General features: G+C 71.2%; 14 protein-coding genes. 11 read left to right on the top strand and 3 right to left on the bottom strand.

Going from position 1 to position 16,926, the window contains the following annotated elements; translation table 11 throughout:
• Positions 1 to 2: 2 nt before the first annotated feature.
• From OG966_RS31135 to OG966_RS31125, 3 genes are all read left to right on the top strand, one after another.
• The gene (locus OG966_RS31135) at positions 3 to 1,022 is read left to right on the top strand and encodes a TIGR04222 domain-containing membrane protein (protein ID WP_326653304.1); all 1,020 of its coding nucleotides are present in this window, start codon (positions 3 to 5) and stop codon (positions 1,020 to 1,022) included.
• 192 nt (positions 1,023 to 1,214) lie between these two features.
• Positions 1,215 to 1,991: a TIGR04222 domain-containing membrane protein gene (locus OG966_RS31130; RefSeq protein ID WP_326653302.1), complete on the top strand. Its 777-nt coding sequence runs from the start codon at positions 1,215 to 1,217 to the stop codon at positions 1,989 to 1,991.
• A gap of 99 nt (positions 1,992 to 2,090) precedes the next feature.
• A complete protein-coding gene (locus OG966_RS31125) occupies positions 2,091 to 3,737 on the top strand; it encodes an alpha/beta hydrolase (protein WP_326653301.1) in 1,647 nt (548 codons plus the stop codon).
• A gap of 56 nt (positions 3,738 to 3,793) precedes the next feature.
• Here the strand turns inward: OG966_RS31125 and hemQ are convergent, their stop codons facing one another.
• Both hemQ and hemG read right to left on the bottom strand, forming a co-directional pair.
• Entirely contained in the window at positions 3,794 to 4,507 is a 714-nt protein-coding gene (gene hemQ, locus OG966_RS31120; RefSeq protein WP_326653300.1) for a hydrogen peroxide-dependent heme synthase, read from the bottom strand.
• A 4-nt stretch (positions 4,508 to 4,511) separates the two neighbouring features.
• Positions 4,512 to 5,939, bottom strand: coding sequence for a protoporphyrinogen oxidase (hemG, locus tag OG966_RS31115; protein WP_326653299.1), 1,428 nt, complete (start codon positions 5,937 to 5,939; stop codon positions 4,512 to 4,514).
• Positions 5,940 to 6,066: 127 nt separating this feature from the next.
• Here hemG and OG966_RS31110 point away from each other — a divergent pair, with 127 nt between their 5' ends.
• Positions 6,067 to 6,999, top strand: coding sequence for a DUF4349 domain-containing protein (locus OG966_RS31110; protein ID WP_326653298.1), 933 nt, complete (start codon positions 6,067 to 6,069; stop codon positions 6,997 to 6,999).
• Positions 7,000 to 7,027: 28 nt separating this feature from the next.
• Positions 7,028 to 8,404 carry an FAD-dependent oxidoreductase gene (locus OG966_RS31105; RefSeq protein WP_326653297.1) on the top strand — a complete coding sequence of 459 codons (1,377 nt, stop codon included), beginning with the start codon at positions 7,028 to 7,030 and terminating at the stop codon, positions 8,402 to 8,404.
• 168 nt (positions 8,405 to 8,572) lie between these two features.
• Here OG966_RS31105 and hemE read toward each other — a convergent pair whose 3' ends face one another.
• Complete coding sequence (gene hemE / locus OG966_RS31100) at positions 8,573 to 9,655, bottom strand: uroporphyrinogen decarboxylase (RefSeq protein ID WP_326655440.1); 1,083 nt, start codon at positions 9,653 to 9,655, stop codon at positions 8,573 to 8,575.
• Positions 9,656 to 9,768: 113 nt separating this feature from the next.
• Here hemE and OG966_RS31095 point away from each other — a divergent pair, with 113 nt between their 5' ends.
• From OG966_RS31095 to OG966_RS31070, 6 genes are all read left to right on the top strand, one after another.
• Positions 9,769 to 10,440 carry a DUF3000 domain-containing protein gene (locus tag OG966_RS31095; RefSeq protein WP_326653296.1) on the top strand — a complete coding sequence of 224 codons (672 nt, stop codon included), beginning with the start codon at positions 9,769 to 9,771 and terminating at the stop codon, positions 10,438 to 10,440.
• A gap of 300 nt (positions 10,441 to 10,740) precedes the next feature.
• Positions 10,741 to 11,403: a helix-turn-helix transcriptional regulator gene (locus OG966_RS31090; RefSeq protein WP_326653295.1), complete on the top strand. Its 663-nt coding sequence runs from the start codon at positions 10,741 to 10,743 to the stop codon at positions 11,401 to 11,403.
• Positions 11,404 to 11,480: 77 nt separating this feature from the next.
• Positions 11,481 to 12,758 carry a ribonuclease D gene (locus OG966_RS31085; RefSeq protein WP_326653294.1) on the top strand — a complete coding sequence of 426 codons (1,278 nt, stop codon included), beginning with the start codon at positions 11,481 to 11,483 and terminating at the stop codon, positions 12,756 to 12,758.
• A 304-nt stretch (positions 12,759 to 13,062) separates the two neighbouring features.
• Positions 13,063 to 14,283: a thiolase family protein gene (locus tag OG966_RS31080; protein WP_326653293.1), complete on the top strand. Its 1,221-nt coding sequence runs from the start codon at positions 13,063 to 13,065 to the stop codon at positions 14,281 to 14,283.
• On the top strand, positions 14,280 to 16,406 hold the full coding sequence (locus OG966_RS31075; protein WP_326653292.1) for a 3-hydroxyacyl-CoA dehydrogenase NAD-binding domain-containing protein: 2,127 nt from the start codon (positions 14,280 to 14,282) through the stop codon (positions 16,404 to 16,406). The genes OG966_RS31080 and OG966_RS31075 overlap by 4 nt, the downstream gene beginning before the upstream one ends.
• A gap of 85 nt (positions 16,407 to 16,491) precedes the next feature.
• Positions 16,492 to 16,863 carry an NTP pyrophosphohydrolase gene (locus OG966_RS31070; protein ID WP_326653291.1) on the top strand — a complete coding sequence of 124 codons (372 nt, stop codon included), beginning with the start codon at positions 16,492 to 16,494 and terminating at the stop codon, positions 16,861 to 16,863.
• Positions 16,864 to 16,926 lie beyond the last annotated feature (63 nt).

The raw sequence follows: 16,926 nt of genomic DNA, 5'->3' as shown, positions 1-16,926 counted from the left end.
GAATGACCCTGCTCGCAGTGTGCGTCTACCTCGTCGTCGGCTCCTCCTCCGTCGCGCTGATCATCCGGGTGTCCGCCTCCCGGCGCCGCCACCCGGGCGGCGGCGGCATCCACGACGTCTACGAGGCCGCCTTCCTCAGCGGCGGCCCTGCCCGGGTGGTCGACGCCGCGCTCGCCGCCCTGCACACGGACGGCCGGCTCGCCATCGGCGGCCCCGGCATCGTCGCCGTACGGAATCCGGTCGCCCATGACCCGGTCGAGCGCGCGGTACTCGATGAACTCGCCGGTGCCCCGACCGGCGCTCTGCACACACTGCGGATCGCCGCGATGCGCAGCCCGGGCGTACAGGCGATCGGCGACGGCCTTGCCGCACGCGGGCTGATGGTCCCGCCCGGACTGAACCGGGGGCTGGGCGTGTGGGGTCTCGCACAGGGCTTGCTGTGCGTCATGGCCCTGCCGCTCGCCTTCGCCCTCACCGTGGTCAGTTTCCTCGCGGACGAACCGGACGGCTCCGGGACGCCGTTCATCGCGATGGTCCTGCCGGCCTTGATCGCGGGCATCCTGATCGGCTTCGTCATGGCGGGCCGCGCCCGGCGCCGGATCAGTACGGCCGGGCGGGACGCGCTCCGCTCGTACCGGGTTCAGTACGCCCAGGCGTACTCACCGGCCCATACGGTCGCGATCCATGGACTGCGTGCCGTGCAGGATCCCGCGCTCCGGGAGCAGTTGGCCACCGCGGCACGGATCCCCGCGGGCATTCGAGGCGGCCACTCGGCGACGCACCACTCGCACACGTCGTACCCGGACGCCGTGGCCGTGTGGTGCGCCGGATCGAGCCCGGGTTCCGGCTGTGGCAGCTCCAGCGGCCATGGCTCCTCCGGTGGCGGTTCGAGCTGTGGTGGCGGATCCAGTGCCGGCTGCGGCGGTTCGTCCGGAGGTGCCGGCTGCGGCGGTTCCTCGAGCGGCTCCAGCTGCGGCGGTTCGTCCGGGGGCTCCAGCTGCGGTGGCAGCAGCAGCTCCTGACCCGGCGGGGGACCCGAGGGCCCGCGCACCGGGCCCCGTTGCCGACACCGCCAACGACCGACCCCGACCCCGTTCTTCCCGCTGCCGCCCCGGGCCTCCCGCCCACGCCCCAGCGTCACGAAGGGATAACGCTCGGTCCACATCGTGAACAGCCCATGGCGGACCAGAGGACAACTCGCGTAGAAATCGGCCATGTTCTCGGTCCTCTTCCTGCTGGTCGCATGGGCCGCGGCGGGCATCAGCTGCGCCCGGCTCTGTTTCGCCGCCGTCGAGGCCGCCCGCCCCGCCCCCGAGAGCCCGGGCCAGAAGCAGGCGCTGACTCTGTACGAGGCCGCGTTCCTGGCCGGCGGCCCGCACCGGGTCACCGAGCTCACCCTCGTCTCCATGCACCGCCGCCGCAGGCTGCTGCTGGCGCACACCGGCTGGGCCACGGTCGTCGACCCGGAGGGCGCAGACGAACTGGAGCGCTCGGTAATCGGCGCGATAGGGCCGGCGGGGCAGGCCCGGACAGCGGCCGTACGAGCCGCGGCGTCCGCCGCGGGCGCGGTACGGGCGCTGGCCGACCGCCTCGTCAGCGCCGGTCTCGCGGTTCCGGACAGCGCCAGGTCGCACGTCGCCTCCGCCGTCCGCGGTGTGCAGGGCGCCACCGTCCTCACCGCGGCACTCGCCGCCGTCACCCTGCTGCTGCCTCCTCAGGAGCAGGGCGCGGACGCCGCGTTCCTCGCCTGGTTCGCGCTGCCCCTGCTGCTCACTCTCGGCTGTCTCGCCATCGCGCGGATCGAGGTGCATCCGTACACCCGCTGGGCCTCGCCCGACGGTCAGCGGCTGCTCGGCTCGCTCTCCCCGAAGAGTGACGGCGACGAGCGCGCGTTCCTGACCGCGGTCGCCGTCCGGGGTGTCGGCGCCGTCGACGATCCGGCTCTGCGTGCGGCGCTCACCGGCAGCCGTACGGCGCATCGGAGTCATTGACCCCGACACCGGACATCGGTGCTTTACATCGTTGGTCGTGCCGCCAAGGATCCCCTTTCGTCCCGTGGCCCCGGCCGCCGTCCGCACGAAGGGAACGCGATGAGAGCAGCTGCGAAGTACGGGGCCGTGACGAGCCTCGGTTCCTTGGTCCTGTCCGCGCTCGTCGTCGCTCCCGCCGGTGGTGCGACCACCGACTCCGCCGCGTCGCACGGCACGGCCGACTCCCCCGCGGCGGCGCGCGCGGCCGCGACGTACGGCACGGCCGTCGCGGCCGCGCGCGCCGCCGCGGCGGGCATCGCCTTCGGCCGCTGCCCCAAGGCCGAGAAGCTGCCCGATTCGATCCAGTGCGGCACGGTGAGGGTCCCGCTCGACTACGCCGAGCCCTTCGGCCGGCAGATCGAGCTGACCGTCAGCCGCGGGAGGGCGACCGGCGGGCCGGCCGAGTACCAGGGCGCGTTCGTCTACAACCCCGGCGGTCCCGGCGCCTCCAGCATGTACTTCCCGATGGCCGCCGCGCTCCCCGAGTGGGAGGGGATCGCCCGCGCGTACGACATCGTCGGCTACTCCCCGCGCGGTGTCGGCCGCTCCGCGCCGCTCTCCTGCGTGGCCCCGGCCGACTTCGTCAAGGCGCCGACCCTGGCTCCGGTCCACCCCTCCCCCTCGTACAAGCAGGAGCGGATCGCGCAGGCGAAGGCGTACGCGCAGGGCTGCGCACAGAACGCCGGACCTGCGCTGCGGCACTACACCTCGCTCAACAACGCCCTTGACCTGGATGTGCTGCGGGCGGCGCTCGGCGAGCGGAGGCTGACCTTCATGGGCGCCTCGTACGGCACCTACTTCGGCGCGCTGTACGCAACCCTCTTCCCGTCCCATGTCCGCCGCATGGTCTTCGACTCGGCGGTCAACCCGGCCACGAACCAGATCTGGTACCGCAGCAATCTCGACCAGTCGTTCGCTTTCGAGAGCCGTTGGGCGGACTTCCGCGCCTGGGTCGCCAAGCACGAGAAGACGTACCACCTGGGCGCCACACCCGAGGCGGTGGCGCACACGTACGACCAGGTGCGTACCCGGCTCGCCGAAGAGCCTGCGGGCGGCAAGGTCGGCCCCGGCGAGCTGCACCAGGCGTTCCTCGGGGTCGGTTACTACGACGACTACTGGACGGAGCGCGCCGAAGCGCTGTCCGAGTATCTGAAGGGCAATGCGAAGCCGCTGATCGACCAGGCGGCGCCGGAGCCGGCCGAGGCGCGGGAGGCGGAGAACGGCAAAGCCGTCTACACGGCCGTCGAGTGCAACGACGCCCCTTGGCCGACGGACTGGGAGGTGTGGGACCGCGACAACAGCGCGCTGGCGCTCATGGCACCGTTCGAGACCTGGGACAACGTCTGGATGAATCTGCCGTGCGCCTACTGGCCGGCCCCGCGGCAACAGCCGCTGGAGGTGCGCACCAGGCCCGGCGAGCTGCCTCCGGTGCTGATCCTGGCGGCGGAGCGGGACGCGGCGACGCCGTACGAGGGGGCGCGTGAGCTGGCGCGGCGGCTGACGGGTTCCGTGCTGATCACGGAGGAGGACGCCGGTACGCACGGCATCGGCGGCGGCAGCAACGAGTGCGTCAACGGCTATCTGGAGGACTATCTGCTGCACGGGATGACGCCGGTGCGGCGCGCTGCGTGCGCGCCGCACCCGGAGCCGGACCCGGTGTCGCTGGACCGGAGAGCGGCGAGCCCCAGGCTGCCGCACACCGTCTGATCTTCCGGGTCGGGGATGGCCGGGCCCGCTCCGCGCGGGCCCGGCCACCATGTTTTTCAGGCGAGTCCGGCCACCAGATCGGCGACGGACTTGCGGCGGCCGGTGTAGAACGGCACCTCTTCACGGACGTGCATCCGCGCCTCGGAGGCGCGCAGATGACGCATCAGGTCGACGATGCGGTACAGCTCGTCGGCCTCGAAGGCCAGGATCCACTCGTAGTCACCGAGCGAGAACGACGCGACCGTGTTGGCGCGCACGTCGGGGAAGCCGCGGGCCATCTTGCCGTGATCGGCGAGCATCCGGCGACGGTCCTCGTCCGGCAGCAGGTACCAGTCGTAGGAGCGCACGAAGGGGTAGACGCTGATGTAGTCGCGCGGCGTCTCGTCCGCCAGGAAGGCCGGGATGTGCGACTTGTTGAACTCGGCGGGACGGTGCAGCGCCATGTTCGACCAGACCGGCTCGAGCGCGCGGCCCAGCTTGGTGCGCCGGAAGAGGTTGTACGCCGCCTGGAGCTCGTCCGCGGTCTCCGCGTGCCACCAGATCATGACGTCCGCGTCGGCACGCAGACCGGACACGTCGTACGTGCCACGCACGGTGATGTCCTTCGCGGCGAGCTGGTCGAACAGCTCCTGGACCTCGTCGGCGTAGCCGGCGCGGTCCTCGGGGAGGAGATCGCGCAGCTTGAAGACGGACCACAGGGTGTAGCGGACGACCTCGTTGAGGTCCTTCGCCTTCTTCCCCGCGTTGGGAATCTTTTCCGGTGCAGTCATGTGGCTATTCTCCCGCGTCGTCCCCGGTGCCTCGCACCAGGGTGGACGTGGCGATGATCTCGTCGGCCGCGCGCTGCGCGCCGGCGATGCAGGCGGGGATGCCGACGCCGTCGTACGCCGCGCCGCAGACCCTGAGCCCCGGCAGCTTGGCGACCTCGTCGCGGATCCGGGCGACGCGCGCGAGATGCCCGACGGGGTACTGCGGCAGTCCGCCGATCCACCGGGTCACCTCGGTGGCCACCGGTCCGGCGGCGAGTCCTGTCGCCTCACCGAGGTCGCGCAGCGATACGCCGACGAGTTCGGCGTCCTCGCGGTGCAGATGCTCCTCCTCGCCGTACCGCCCGATGGAGGTGCGCAGCACGAAGAGGTCGGGGGAACTCTCGTCGGCCCACGCCCACTTGCGGGTGGAGAAGGTGGACGCCTTGATGGTGCGGCCGTCGACGGGCGGCACCAGGAAACCGCTGATCTCCGGCAGCCCGGCCAGGTCCGCACGGCGGAAGGCCATGGTGACCAGGGCCATGGAGGCGTACTCGACCTGACCGAGCTCCGCGGCGGCCGCCGGTGACTCGGCGGCGAGCAGCGCGGCCGCGGACCAGGCGGGGGTCGCGAGCACCACACCGTCGGCGGCGATGAGCCGCTGGTCGGTGCGGATCTGCCAGCCCTCGGCAGTGCGGGTCATCCCGAGGACGGGCGTCTCCATGAGGATCTCGCCGCCCTGCGCGCGCACGGCGTCGGCGACGGCGGGCGGCAGCTGCCCCACGCCGCCGTCGATGCCCATGAACACCGGGCCGGCTGAATGCTGCTGCGCTGCCTTCGCCTGGATGTCCCGTACGGCAGCGAGCAGCGATTCATGGGTCTTCGCCGCCTCGAAGAGCTGTGGGACTGCGGCGCGCATCGAGATGCGGTACGCGTCTCCCGCGTACACGCCGCCGAGCAGCGGTTCGACCAGCCGGTCCACGACTTCGCGGCCGAGGCGTTCGGCGACGTACGCGCCGACGGCGACATCGTCGCCGAGCTCCACGGGCGCCAGGTCCGGTTCCCGCTCGATACGGGCGATGCTGTCCGCGGAGAGCAGTCCCGCGAGCGCCGCCGGGTCGCCCGGCACGCCCATCACATGGCCCTTGGGCATCGGGCGCAGCGCGTCGCGGGTCCAGACGCAGGCGGTGGAGGTGGCGGGCGGCCTGAGCCGGTCGGCGAGGCCGACGGCGCGGGCCAGTTCGACGGCTTCGGGGCGGCGGGCGAGCATCGACTCGGCGCCGAGATCGACGGGGGCACCCTCGATCTCGCCGGTCTGCAGCTTGCCGCCGAGCCGGTCGGTGGCCTCGAGGAGGGTGACGCGCACACCGGAGTCGAGCAGCCGGTGCGCGGCCGCGAGGCCGGCGATGCCGCCTCCGATGACGACGACATGACCCGTATGTGTGTGCGCGTTCATGAAGCAACTCTCTCAGACCCGTAACGAGTCCTGACCGTGACCGCTTCGGGACCGGAAAGGGGCAACCCCCGGCGCGGCATCGAACGTCGAACCGGCGACACTCACCACCTGTCCCCGGGGGGCCTGTATGCGTGCACGTCGTACGGTCGCGGCACTGTTTCTCACCGCTTCACTCGCCCTCGCGGGGTGCAGTGGGGCCGACGCCGGATCCGCCCAGGACGACACGTCGGCGGCGAAGCCCGCGGCGGGGGACGCGAAGGGCGGCGGCTATCAGGCCGACGAGTCGGTGCCCGGCGCCCGGAACGCGCCGCCGAAGCGGCCGGTCTCCCTGGCTCCGGCCCACATCATCCGCACGGCCGAGCTCGATGTGGAGGTCAAGGACGCCCCCAAGGCGCTCGCCGCGGCCCGCAGGACGGCCGAGAACGCCGGCGGCCATGTCGCAGGCGAGACCACCGAACGGATCGACGACACCCATGTGACCTCGCACGTCGTCCTGCGCGTCCCGCAGGAGAAGTATGACGCGGTCCTCGCCGAGCTCGCCGGAGCGGGAAAGCTGCTCTCCCGCAAGGCCGACGCCAAGGACGTGACCGACCAGGTCGTCGACGTCGAGAGCCGCATAGCGACGCAGCGGGCCAGCGTGAACCGCGTACGGGCGCTGATGGACCGGGCCGACAAGCTCAGCGACGTGGTCACGCTCGAGGGGCAACTGAGCAGCCGACAGGCGGAGTTGGAGTCGCTGCTAGCCCAGCAGGCCGCCCTCAGGGACCGTACGACGCTGGCCACCATCACCCTGTCGCTCTCCGAGAACGAGAACAAGGGGCAGAAGGCGGAGGACGACGGCCCCGGCTTCCTGGACGCGCTCGGCGGCGGCTGGCACGCGCTGGTGACGGCGGCGCTGTGGATCGGGATCGCGATCGCGGCGGTCGCTCCATGGGTCGCGGCGTTCGCTCTGCTGTACGCCGTGTGGCGCTGGGTGATACGGCCCCGTCTGCCGAAGCGCCCCACGCCGGAGACCCCGCAGCCGGCGCCGCTGCCCGTGCACGGGCCCGGCCAGGACTGAACCGCCGCTCCCCCGTAGCGTGTTCTCCATGGCAGCGGAGCGACTGGTGGTCATCGGAGGCGATGCGGCGGGCATGTCCGCCGCATCGCAGGCACGCAGGCTCAAGGGCCGGGAGGAACTGGAGATCGTCGCGTTCGAGCGCGGGCACTTCAGCTCGTACTCGGCCTGCGGGATTCCGTACTGGGTCAGCGGTGATGTGCCGGAGCGCGACCATCTGATCGCCCGTACACCTGACGAGCACCGTGCACGCGGAATCGAGCTGCGGATGCGTACGGAGGTAACGGAGATCGACGTCGCCGGGCAGCGTGTGCGCACCCGCGACCTCGAAGCCGGCACCGATTCCTGGACGGGCTTCGACAAGCTGGTCATCGCGACCGGCGCGCGTCCGACCCGTCCCGCGCTGCCGGGCATCGACGCACCGGGAGTCCACGGGGTGCAGACCCTCGACGACGGCCAGGCACTGCTGGACACTCTCGCCGCTACGAGCGGTCGTCGCGCGGTCGTCGTGGGTGCCGGCTACATCGGCGTCGAGATGGCGGAGGCACTGCTGAAACGCGGCTACGAGGTGACCGTCCTCAACCGCGGCGAGCAGCCGATGGCCACGCTCGACCCGGACATGGGCCGCCTGGTCCACGAGGCGATGGACGGTCTGGGCATCACGACCGTGACAGGTGCGGCGGTCACCAAGGTCCTCACGGGCGAGGACGGCCGGGTGTCGGCGGTCGCCACGGAGTCCGCCTCGTACCCGGCGGATGTGGTGGTCCTCGGCATCGGCGTCGAGCCGGAGACGACGCTCGCCCGCGCCGCGGGCCTGCCGCTCGGTGTGTACGGCGGCCTGCTCACCGATCTGGCGATGCGGGTGCGCGGCCACCAGAACATCTGGGCGGGCGGCGACTGTGTGGAGGTCCTCGACCTGGTCTCGGGCCGCGAACGCCATATCGCACTGGGCACGCACGCGAACAAGCACGGCCAGATCATCGGCTCCAACGTGGGCGGCGGTTACGGAACGTTCCCGGGTGTCGTCGGCACGGCCGTCAGCAAGGTCTGCGACCTGGAGATCGCACGCACCGGCCTGCGCGAGAAGGACGCCCGCGCGGTGGGCCTGCAGTACGTCACCACCACGATCGAGTCGACGAACAGCGCCGGCTACTACCCGGGAGCCGCCGTGATGACGGTGAAGATGCTCGCGGAACGCCGTACGGGCCGCCTGCTCGGCGTCCAGATCGTCGGCGGCGAGGGCGCGGCGAAGCGCGTGGACATCGCGGCGGTGGCGCTGACCGCAGGGATGACGGTGGAACGGATGACGTCCCTGGACCTCGGCTACGCCCCGCCGTTCTCCCCGGTCTGGGACCCGGTCCTGGTGGCGGCGCGCAAGGCGGTGTCCGCCGTCCGCGAGGCGGGATGACCCAGGGCTCCGCCCCGGACCCCGAGCCCCGAGCCCCGAGCCCCGAGCAATCAAGCAATCAAGCAATCAAGCAATCAAGCAATCAACATCATGAGTGTGCGCGCCAGGGGTCGCGGGGCTGGGGTCCCCCCGGACCGCGTCCGGGGGGAGGGACTTCTACAACACGCCCTACCGGGCGGTCTGCTCGTGGACGTACTCCACGAGGCGCGTCAGCGCGTCCGGGTCCGTCGTCGGCAGCACACCGTGGCCCAGGTTGAAGACATGTCCCTCCAGGCCCGACGCCGCCTCCAGGACCTCGCGGGTCTTCGTCTCCACCGCCTCCCGGGTGGCGAAGAGGACCGCGGGGTCGAGGTTGCCCTGGAGCGCCTTGCCCGGGCCGACCCGGCGGGCTGCCTCGTCCAGCGGGACCCGCCAGTCGACGCCGACGACATCCGCGCCCGCCTCGCCCATCAGGCCGAGGAGTTCGCCGGTGCCGACGCCGAAGTGGATGCGCGGGACGCCGTACGGGGCCACCGCTTCGAAGACCTTTGTCGAGGCGGGCATCACCGAGCGCCGGTAGTCGGCGGGGGCCAGCGCGCCCACCCACGAGTCGAAGAGCTGCACGGCGCTCGCGCCCGCCTCGATCTGCACCTTGAGGAAGGCGGAGGTGATCTCGGCGAGGCGGTCCAGCAGGTCGGCCCACAGCTGCGGGTCGCCGTACATCAGCGCCTTGGTGTGCTCGTGGTTGCGCGAGGGACCGCCCTCGACGAGATAGCTGGCGAGGGTGAAGGGCGCACCGGCGAAACCGATGAGCGGAGTCTGGCCGAGCTCGCCGGTGAGCATCCCGATCGCCTCGGTGACGTACTGGACGTCCTCCGGCGTGAGGTCACGCAGCCGCGCCAGGTCCGCGCGGGTGCGGATCGGTTCGGCGATGACCGGGCCGACGCCCGGCTTGATGTCGAGGTCGATGCCGATTGCCTTGAGCGGTACGACGATGTCGCTGAAGTAGATCGCGGCGTCGACCTTGTGCCGACGCACCGGCTGCAGCGTGATCTCGGTGACCAGTTCGGGCTGCATGCACGACTCGAGCATCTGAGTGCCCTCGCGCACCTTGAGGTACTCGGGCAGTGAGCGCCCCGCCTGCCGCATGAACCAGACCGGTGTGTGCGGCACCGGCTCACGGCGGCACGCCTTCAGGAAAGCGGAGTCGTACGTCTTGGTCGGCTGGCCCGAGGAGGGGGTGTCCCCGGCTCGGGCGGCGCCTCGAGTCAAGGGAAGGTCATTGGCACTCACGCCCAGAATCTTCGCACGTACACCTGAAGTGGCCGCCCCGGGCCGGGTGTCCCTCCCTGCGCGAAGCCCCCGTTCCGCCTACTCTTCCCCGCATGGCTGCGGCTCAGGGACATTTTTCCGATCATTCCAACGGCGCTGACGACACGGACGGCGCGGAGGGGAATACTGTCCCGCGCGCGTTCCGGCAGGCGGTCGACGCGCTGCGGGCCACACGGCTGCGACCCGAGATCGAGGTGGACCCGACGCGCCCGCCGCAGCGCCTCGCTCCGCATGCGTACGCCCTGGAGGCGGCGGTCGTCGACGGCGACGACGATCTGGCGGACGGCCGGCTCGTCCTGCTGCACGATCCGGCCGGCCATGACGCCTGGCAGGGAACCTTCCGGCTGGTGACCCTCGTCCGCGCGGAACTCGAGCCGGAGATGGCGGCCGATCCGCTGCTGCCCGAGGTCTGCTGGTCGTGGCTGACGGGTGCTCTGGAGGCGCGCGGTCTGTCGTACGGGGAACCGAGCGGCACCGTCACCCGCGCGGGGTCTCACTATTTCGGTGGACTCTCCGACCGGCATCCGGTCACACAGATCGAGATCCGGGCCTCGTGGACGCCGAGGGAAGGTGCCGGCGGAGTTCCGGACTCGGCGGCACACTTCGCGGCCTGGTGCGATCTGCTCTGTCAGGTCGCCGGGCTGCCACCGTCGTCGGCCGGTGCGGCGGACTCGGCGACGGGCGTGGTGTCGCTGCCGCAGCGGCGCGGTCCGCAGCAGCCGTAGTCCAGGACCGGGGCGCGACCCGCGAGACTGGGTCCCGGAGTCACCGCTCGGTCCTCCTGTCGCTCGTGCTGCGCAGGTGCTCTGTTGCTCGTGATGCGTACGTGCTCTGTGCTACGGACGGGCTCACTCGTAGGATGATCGATCACGCGTCCGAATTGCCCCAATTGTTACTCACCAAATCGTGATCATTCTCTAAAGGCGGACGGGTTTGGTGCCGAAGAGGTTCGTGACCCTTCAAGCACGGTTCGCCCCGGCTTCCTCCCCGAGCCGGCTCCGTCCCGCACCTTCCCAGGAGGCCTGGTGTCCGTTCTTCTCGAGCAGCCCGCAAGCCTGGTCGCCTACCGCCCGAACAAACCGACGGCCATGGTCGTCGTGGCCGACCCGCGCGTCCGCTCCACCGTCACCCGCCACCTGTGGGCCCTCGGAGTACGTGACGTGATCGAGGCGTCGTCCATCGCGGAGGCCCGTCCCCGCGTCGGCAACCCGCGCGACATCTGCGTGGCCGACGTCCACCTGCCCGACGGTTCCGGGCTGACCCTGCTGTCCGAGACCCGAGCCGCGGGCTGGCCCAACGGCCTCGCCCTCTCCGCCGCCGACGACATCGGCGCCGTGCGCAACGCCCTCGCCGGCGGTGTCAAGGGCTATGTCGTCACCGGCACGCGTACGAACATCGGGCACCCGACCCGTCCCGGAGCCGCCCCCATCGGCTCCGCGGCCGGCCGGATGCACCGCCGCCCCCCGGGTGCCCCGAGCCACCCGGGCGGCTACCGCGAGCTCTCCGGCCGCGAGGTCGAGGTGCTCCGCCTGGTCGCCGAAGGCCAGTCCAACAAGGCGATCGGCGTCTCGATGGGGCTGTCCGCACTGACCGTCAAGAGCCACCTGGCCCGTATCGCACGCAAGCTCGGCACCGGGGACCGGGCCGGAATGGTGGCTGTCGCGCTGCGCACCGGCATCATTCACTGACCCCTCTACATTTCTTCGTGCCCGTCGACGGAACGTTCCGTCGACGGGCGCCGTCCGTTGACGGATACCCTTGACACGTGACCGACGCCCAAGAGACCGCAGCAGAGACAGCACTGCGAACCACCGGGGGCGCTCCCCCGGACGACGTCGAACCGGCGCCGATTCCCTTGCTGGAGCCCCGCGAAGGCATTCCACCCGTGGTGGCCAGCGACGATGCCCTCGCCGAAGTGATCGACGCCTTCGCCAGGGGCACCGGCCCCGTCGCCGTCGACGCCGAGCGCGCGTCCGGCTACCGGTACGGCCAGCGCGCCTATCTCGTGCAGCTGCGGCGCGAGGGCGCGGGCACCGCGCTGATCGATCCCGTCGGCTGCCCCGACCTCTCGGGGCTCGGCGAGGTCCTCGCCGGTACGGAGTGGATCCTGCACGCGGCAACCCAGGACCTCCCGTGCCTGCGCGAAATAGGCATGATCCCGACCCGGCTCTTCGACACCGAGCTGGCCGGGCGGCTTGCGGGCTTCCCGCGGGTCGGCCTCGGCGCGATGGTCGAGTCCGTACTCGGCTACGCCCTGGAGAAGGGTCACTCGGCCGTCGACTGGTCAACCCGCCCGCTGCCCGAGCCCTGGCTGCGCTACGCCGCGCTCGATGTGGAGCTGCTGGTGGATCTGCGCGACGCGCTGGAGAAGGAGCTGGACCGGCAGGGCAAGCTGGAGTGGAGCCGCGAGGAGTTCGACTCGATCGCCGCGGCACCGCCGGCCCCGCCGCGCAAGGACCCCTGGCGTCGTACCTCCGGGATGCACAAGGTGCGCCGCCGCCGTCAGATGGCGGTCGTACGCGAACTGTGGACGGTCCGCGACACGGTCGCGCAACGGCGTGATGTTTCGCCGGGCAAGGTGCTGAGCGACTCCGCGATCATCGAGGCGGCGCTCGCGGTGCCGGTGAACCTCCATGCGCTGACCGCGCTGCCCGGCTTCGGCCACCGGATGGGGCGGCGTCAGCTGGAGCAGTGGCAGGCGGCCGTGGACCGGGCCAAGGCGCTGCCCGACGCGGAGCTGCCGCAGCCCGGCCAGCCTCTGAACGGTCCGCCGCCGCCCCGTTCCTGGGCGGACAAGGACCCGGCGGCCGCGGCCCGGCTCTCCGCGGCGCGCGCCGCCGTCTCCGCACTCGCGGAGGAGCTCAACATGCCGCAGGAGAACCTGATCACGCCGGACACGGTGCGCCGGGTCTGCTGGGAGCCGCCGGCCGAGCACACGGTGGCCGCAGTGGCGGAGGCGCTGGCCGGCCATGGGGCGCGCGCCTGGCAGATCGAACAGGTGGCCCCGCTCCTTGCGCATGCGCTGACCGCGACGCCCGCCTAGCCGGGCTCCTCCCGGCCGCCGCCTGCGGCGGGTCTCCACCCGCCCTTCCCCGTGTCCGGGGGCCGCCCCCGGACCACCGGGTACACCCTTCGGGCGTGTCCTCAAGGGCCTGACGGGCTTGATTTCCCGCAGGCGTTCGAGGTGCGCGGGAGGGGGCGGGGACCCGCCCCCTCCGTGTGACGTTCGCCGCTCCCGGCGCAGGGGGTGGGCAGGGTGGTTACCCGCAAGTAGCATGAGCGGAGGAAGCGCGCGCTTAGGCGCGTGCCCGCAGCAGTGCCATCCCGCACCCTGGAGGAGAGCCATCGTGCCTCGTACCGTCAGGGACGTCGTCTTCGTCGACGGCGTCCGCACCCCGTTCGGCAAGGCGGGCCCGAAGGGCATTTACCACGAGACCCGGGCCGATGATCTCGTCGTGAAGGCGATCCGGGAGCTGCTGCGCCGCAACCCGGACCTCGACCCCGCCAAGATCGACGAAGTCGCGATCGCCGCGACCACGCAGATCGGCGACCAGGGCCTCACCCTCGGCCGCACCGCGGGCATCCTCGCGGGTCTGCCGCAGTCCGTCCCCGGCTACTCCATCGACCGCATGTGTGCGGGCGCGATGACCGCCGTGACGACGACTGCCGGCTCCATCGCCTTCGGCGCCTACGACGTCGTGATCGCCGGCGGTGTCGAGCACATGGGCCGTCACCCCATGGGCGAGGGCGTCGACCCGAACCCGCGGTTCGTGAGCGAGAAGCTCGTCGACGAGTCCGCCCTCTTCATGGGTATGACCGCCGAGAACCTGCACGACCGCTACCCGGCCATCACCAAGCAGCGCACCGACGAGTACGCCGTGCGCTCGCAGGAGAAGGCCGCGAAGGCGTACGCCAACGGCAAGATCCAGCAGGACCTGGTGCCGGTCTCCGTACGTCGCACCAACGCCGAAGCGGGCGAGACCGGTTGGGGCCTGGCAACGGCCGACGAGCCGATGCGTCCGGGTACCACCCTGGAGTCGCTCGCGGGCCTGAAGACCCCCTTCCGCGCGCACGGCCGGGTCACCGCCGGTAACGCCGCCGGTCTCAACGACGGCGCCACCGCCTCCCTCCTCGCCTCCGAGGACGTCGCGCGCGAGCTGGGCCTGCCGGTCAGGATGCGGCTCGTCTCGTTCGCGTACGCCGGTGTCGAGCCCGAGGTCATGGGCTACGGCCCGATACCGTCGACCGAGAAGGCCCTCGCCAAGGCGGGTCTGACGATCGACGACATCGGCCTGTTCGAGATCAACGAGGCCTTCGCCGTCCAGGTGCTGGCCTTCCTCGAGCACTACGGCATCGCTGACGACGACGCGCGCGTCAACCAGTACGGCGGCGCGATCGCGTACGGCCACCCGCTGGCCTCCTCCGGTGTCCGCCTGATGACGCAGCTGGCCCGCCAGTTCGAGGAGCAGCCGCACGTCCGCTACGGCCTGACCACCATGTGCGTCGGTTTCGGCATGGGCGCGACGGTCATCTGGGAGAACCCGCACTTCGACGGAGGCACCAAGTGAGCACCACCGAACTCCTGAAGGGCGCCGCGGAGCTCTTCCCCGACGAGGTCGTCACACAGGCGCACGTACGCCACCTCGACCTCCCGGCCGGCGCGGGCAAATTCGCCCTCATCACGCTGGACAACGGCCTGGACCACACCAAGCCGACCACCTTCGGCCCCCAGTCGCTGGCGAACCTGAACGCCGCCATCGACCAGGTCGAGAAGGAGGCGGCCGAGGGCGCGGTCGTCGGCGTCGGTATCACCGGCAAGCCGTTCATCTTCGCCGTCGGCGCCGACCTCAAGGGCGTCGAGCTGCTCAAGCAGCACTCGGACGCGCTCGCCATCGGCAAGGGCGGCCACGACGTCTTCAAGCGCCTCTCGGCGCTGGCCGTCCCCACCTTCGCGTACTACAACGGCGCGGCGATGGGCGGCGGTGTCGAGGTCGGTCTGCACTGCTCGTACCGCACCGTCTCCAAGGCGATCCCCGCCTTCTCGCTGCCCGAGGTCTTCCTCGGTCTCGTCCCGGGCTGGGGCGGCTGCGCACTGCTGCCGAACCTGATCGGCGCGGACCGCGCGGTCTCGGTGATCATCGAGAACTCGCTCAACCAGAACAAGCAGCTCAAGGGCAAGCAGGTCTTCGAGCTCGGGATCGCCGACGCGATCTTCGAGGGCGCGGACTTCCTGGAGCAGTCGCTGATCTGGACCGCGTCCATCCTCAAGGGCGAGATCGCCGTCGAGCGCGCGGAGATCGACCGTGGCGAGGCCTGGGACCAGGCCGTCGCGCGGGGCCGCTTCATCGCCGACTCCAAGGTGCACGGCGCGGCCCCGGCCGCCTACCGCGCGCTGGAGATCATCGAGGCGGCCAAGAGCGGTGACCTGCAGGCCGGCTTCGACGCCGAGGACACCGCTCTCGCCGACCTGATCATGGGTGGCGAACTGCGCTCCGGCATCTACGCCTTCAACCTGGTGCAGAAGCGCGGCAAGCGCCCTGCCGGTGCCCCGGACAAGTCCCTGGCCCGCCCGGTCACCAAGGTCGGCGTCGTGGGCGCCGGTCTGATGGCCTCGCAGCTGGCTCTGCTCTTCCTGCGCCGCCTCGAGGTGCCGGTCGTTCTGACCGACATCGACCAGGCGCGCGTCGACAAGGGTGTGGGCTACGTCCACGCCGAGATCGAGAAGCTGCTCGGCAAGGGCCGTATCAACCAGGACAAGGCCAACCGCCTCAAGGGTCTGGTCAGCGGTGTGCTGGACAAGGCCGAGGGCTTCTCAGACGCCGACTTCATCATCGAGGCCGTCTTCGAGGAGATCGGCGTCAAGCAGCAGGTGTTCGCGGAGGTCGAGGCGGTCGCCCCGGCGCACGCGATCCTCGCCACCAACACCTCCTCGCTGTCGGTGTCCGAGATGGCCTCCAAGCTCCAGCACCCGGAGCGTGTGGTCGGCTTCCACTTCTTCAACCCGGTGGCGGTCCTGCCGCTGCTGGAGATCGTCCGCGGTGAGAAGACGGACGACGCGTCGCTCGCCACCGCCTTCGGTGTCGCGAAGAAGCTGAAGAAGACCGCGGTTCTCACCAAGGACGCCCCGGCGTTCGTCGTGAACCGCATCCTCACCCGCTTCATGGGCGAGATCCAGAACGTCATCGACGAGGGCACCCCGGTGGCCACCGCCGAGAAGGCCATCGAGCCGCTCGGTCTGCCTATGTCGCCGCTGGTCCTGCTCGAGCTGGTGGGCCCGGCGATCGGCCTGCATGTCTCCGAGACCCTCAACCGCGCCTTCCCGGAGCGCTTCACGGTCTCCGCGAACCTGGCCGCGGTCGTCAAGGCGGGCAAGCGCGGCTTCTACGTCTACGACTCCGGCAAGCCGGAGCTGGACCCGGAGGTCGCAGCGCTCCTCAAGCAGGGCGATGTCGTCCTCACCGAGGAGCAGACCCGCGACCGCGTCCTGAACGCGGTGGCGCAGGAGATCGGCCTGATGCTGGAGGAGGGTGTCGTGGCCGAGGCCCAGGACATCGACCTCTGCCTGATCACGGGCGCCGGCTGGCCCTTCCACCTGGGCGGCATCACGCCGTACCTGGACCGCGAGGGTGTTTCCGAGCGTGTGAACGGCAAGACGTTCCTGGCGCAGGGTGTGGCGAGCGTCCCGGCGTAACGCCTGATCGCGAGCCCCGGCAGCCCCGGCACCGTCTTTCGGTGCCGGGGCTGCCGTCTGTCCGACGGCCTGTCATCCTGATGATATGCGGACGCTGGTGATCGTCGACGGGGCGAATGTGGTCGGCTCGGTGCCCGACGGCTGGTGGCGGGACCGGCGCGGAGCGGCCGAGCGGCTCAGGGACCGGCTCGTCCGCCATGCCGGTGAGGGGATTCCGGGGTGGCCAGGTCCCGTCGAGACGGTGCTCGTCGTGGAGGGCGCCGCCAAGGGCGTGGAGTCCGTCCCCGGAGTGCGCGTGGAGTCGGCGCCCGGCAGCGGCGACGACCGGATCGTGGAACTGGTTGCGGAGCGGGAGGCGGACCGGGCCTGCGTCGTCGTCACGGCCGACCGGGAGCTGTGCCGGCGGGTCGAGGCGTACGGCGCAAAGTGCGTGGGCCCGCGGACCCTTCAGCCGTAGGGCAATCGGACATAGCGCAACGCTTCGTCCCCACTCGGAGAGGCACAGCGTCCGGCCCCCGCA

It is taken from the genome of Streptomyces sp. NBC_01750, from assembly GCF_035918095.1.
Lineage (GTDB): Bacteria > Actinomycetota > Actinomycetes > Streptomycetales > Streptomycetaceae > Streptomyces.
Note: the sequence above shows the minus strand (reverse complement) of the source record. Positions and strands in the feature narration are given on the sequence as shown.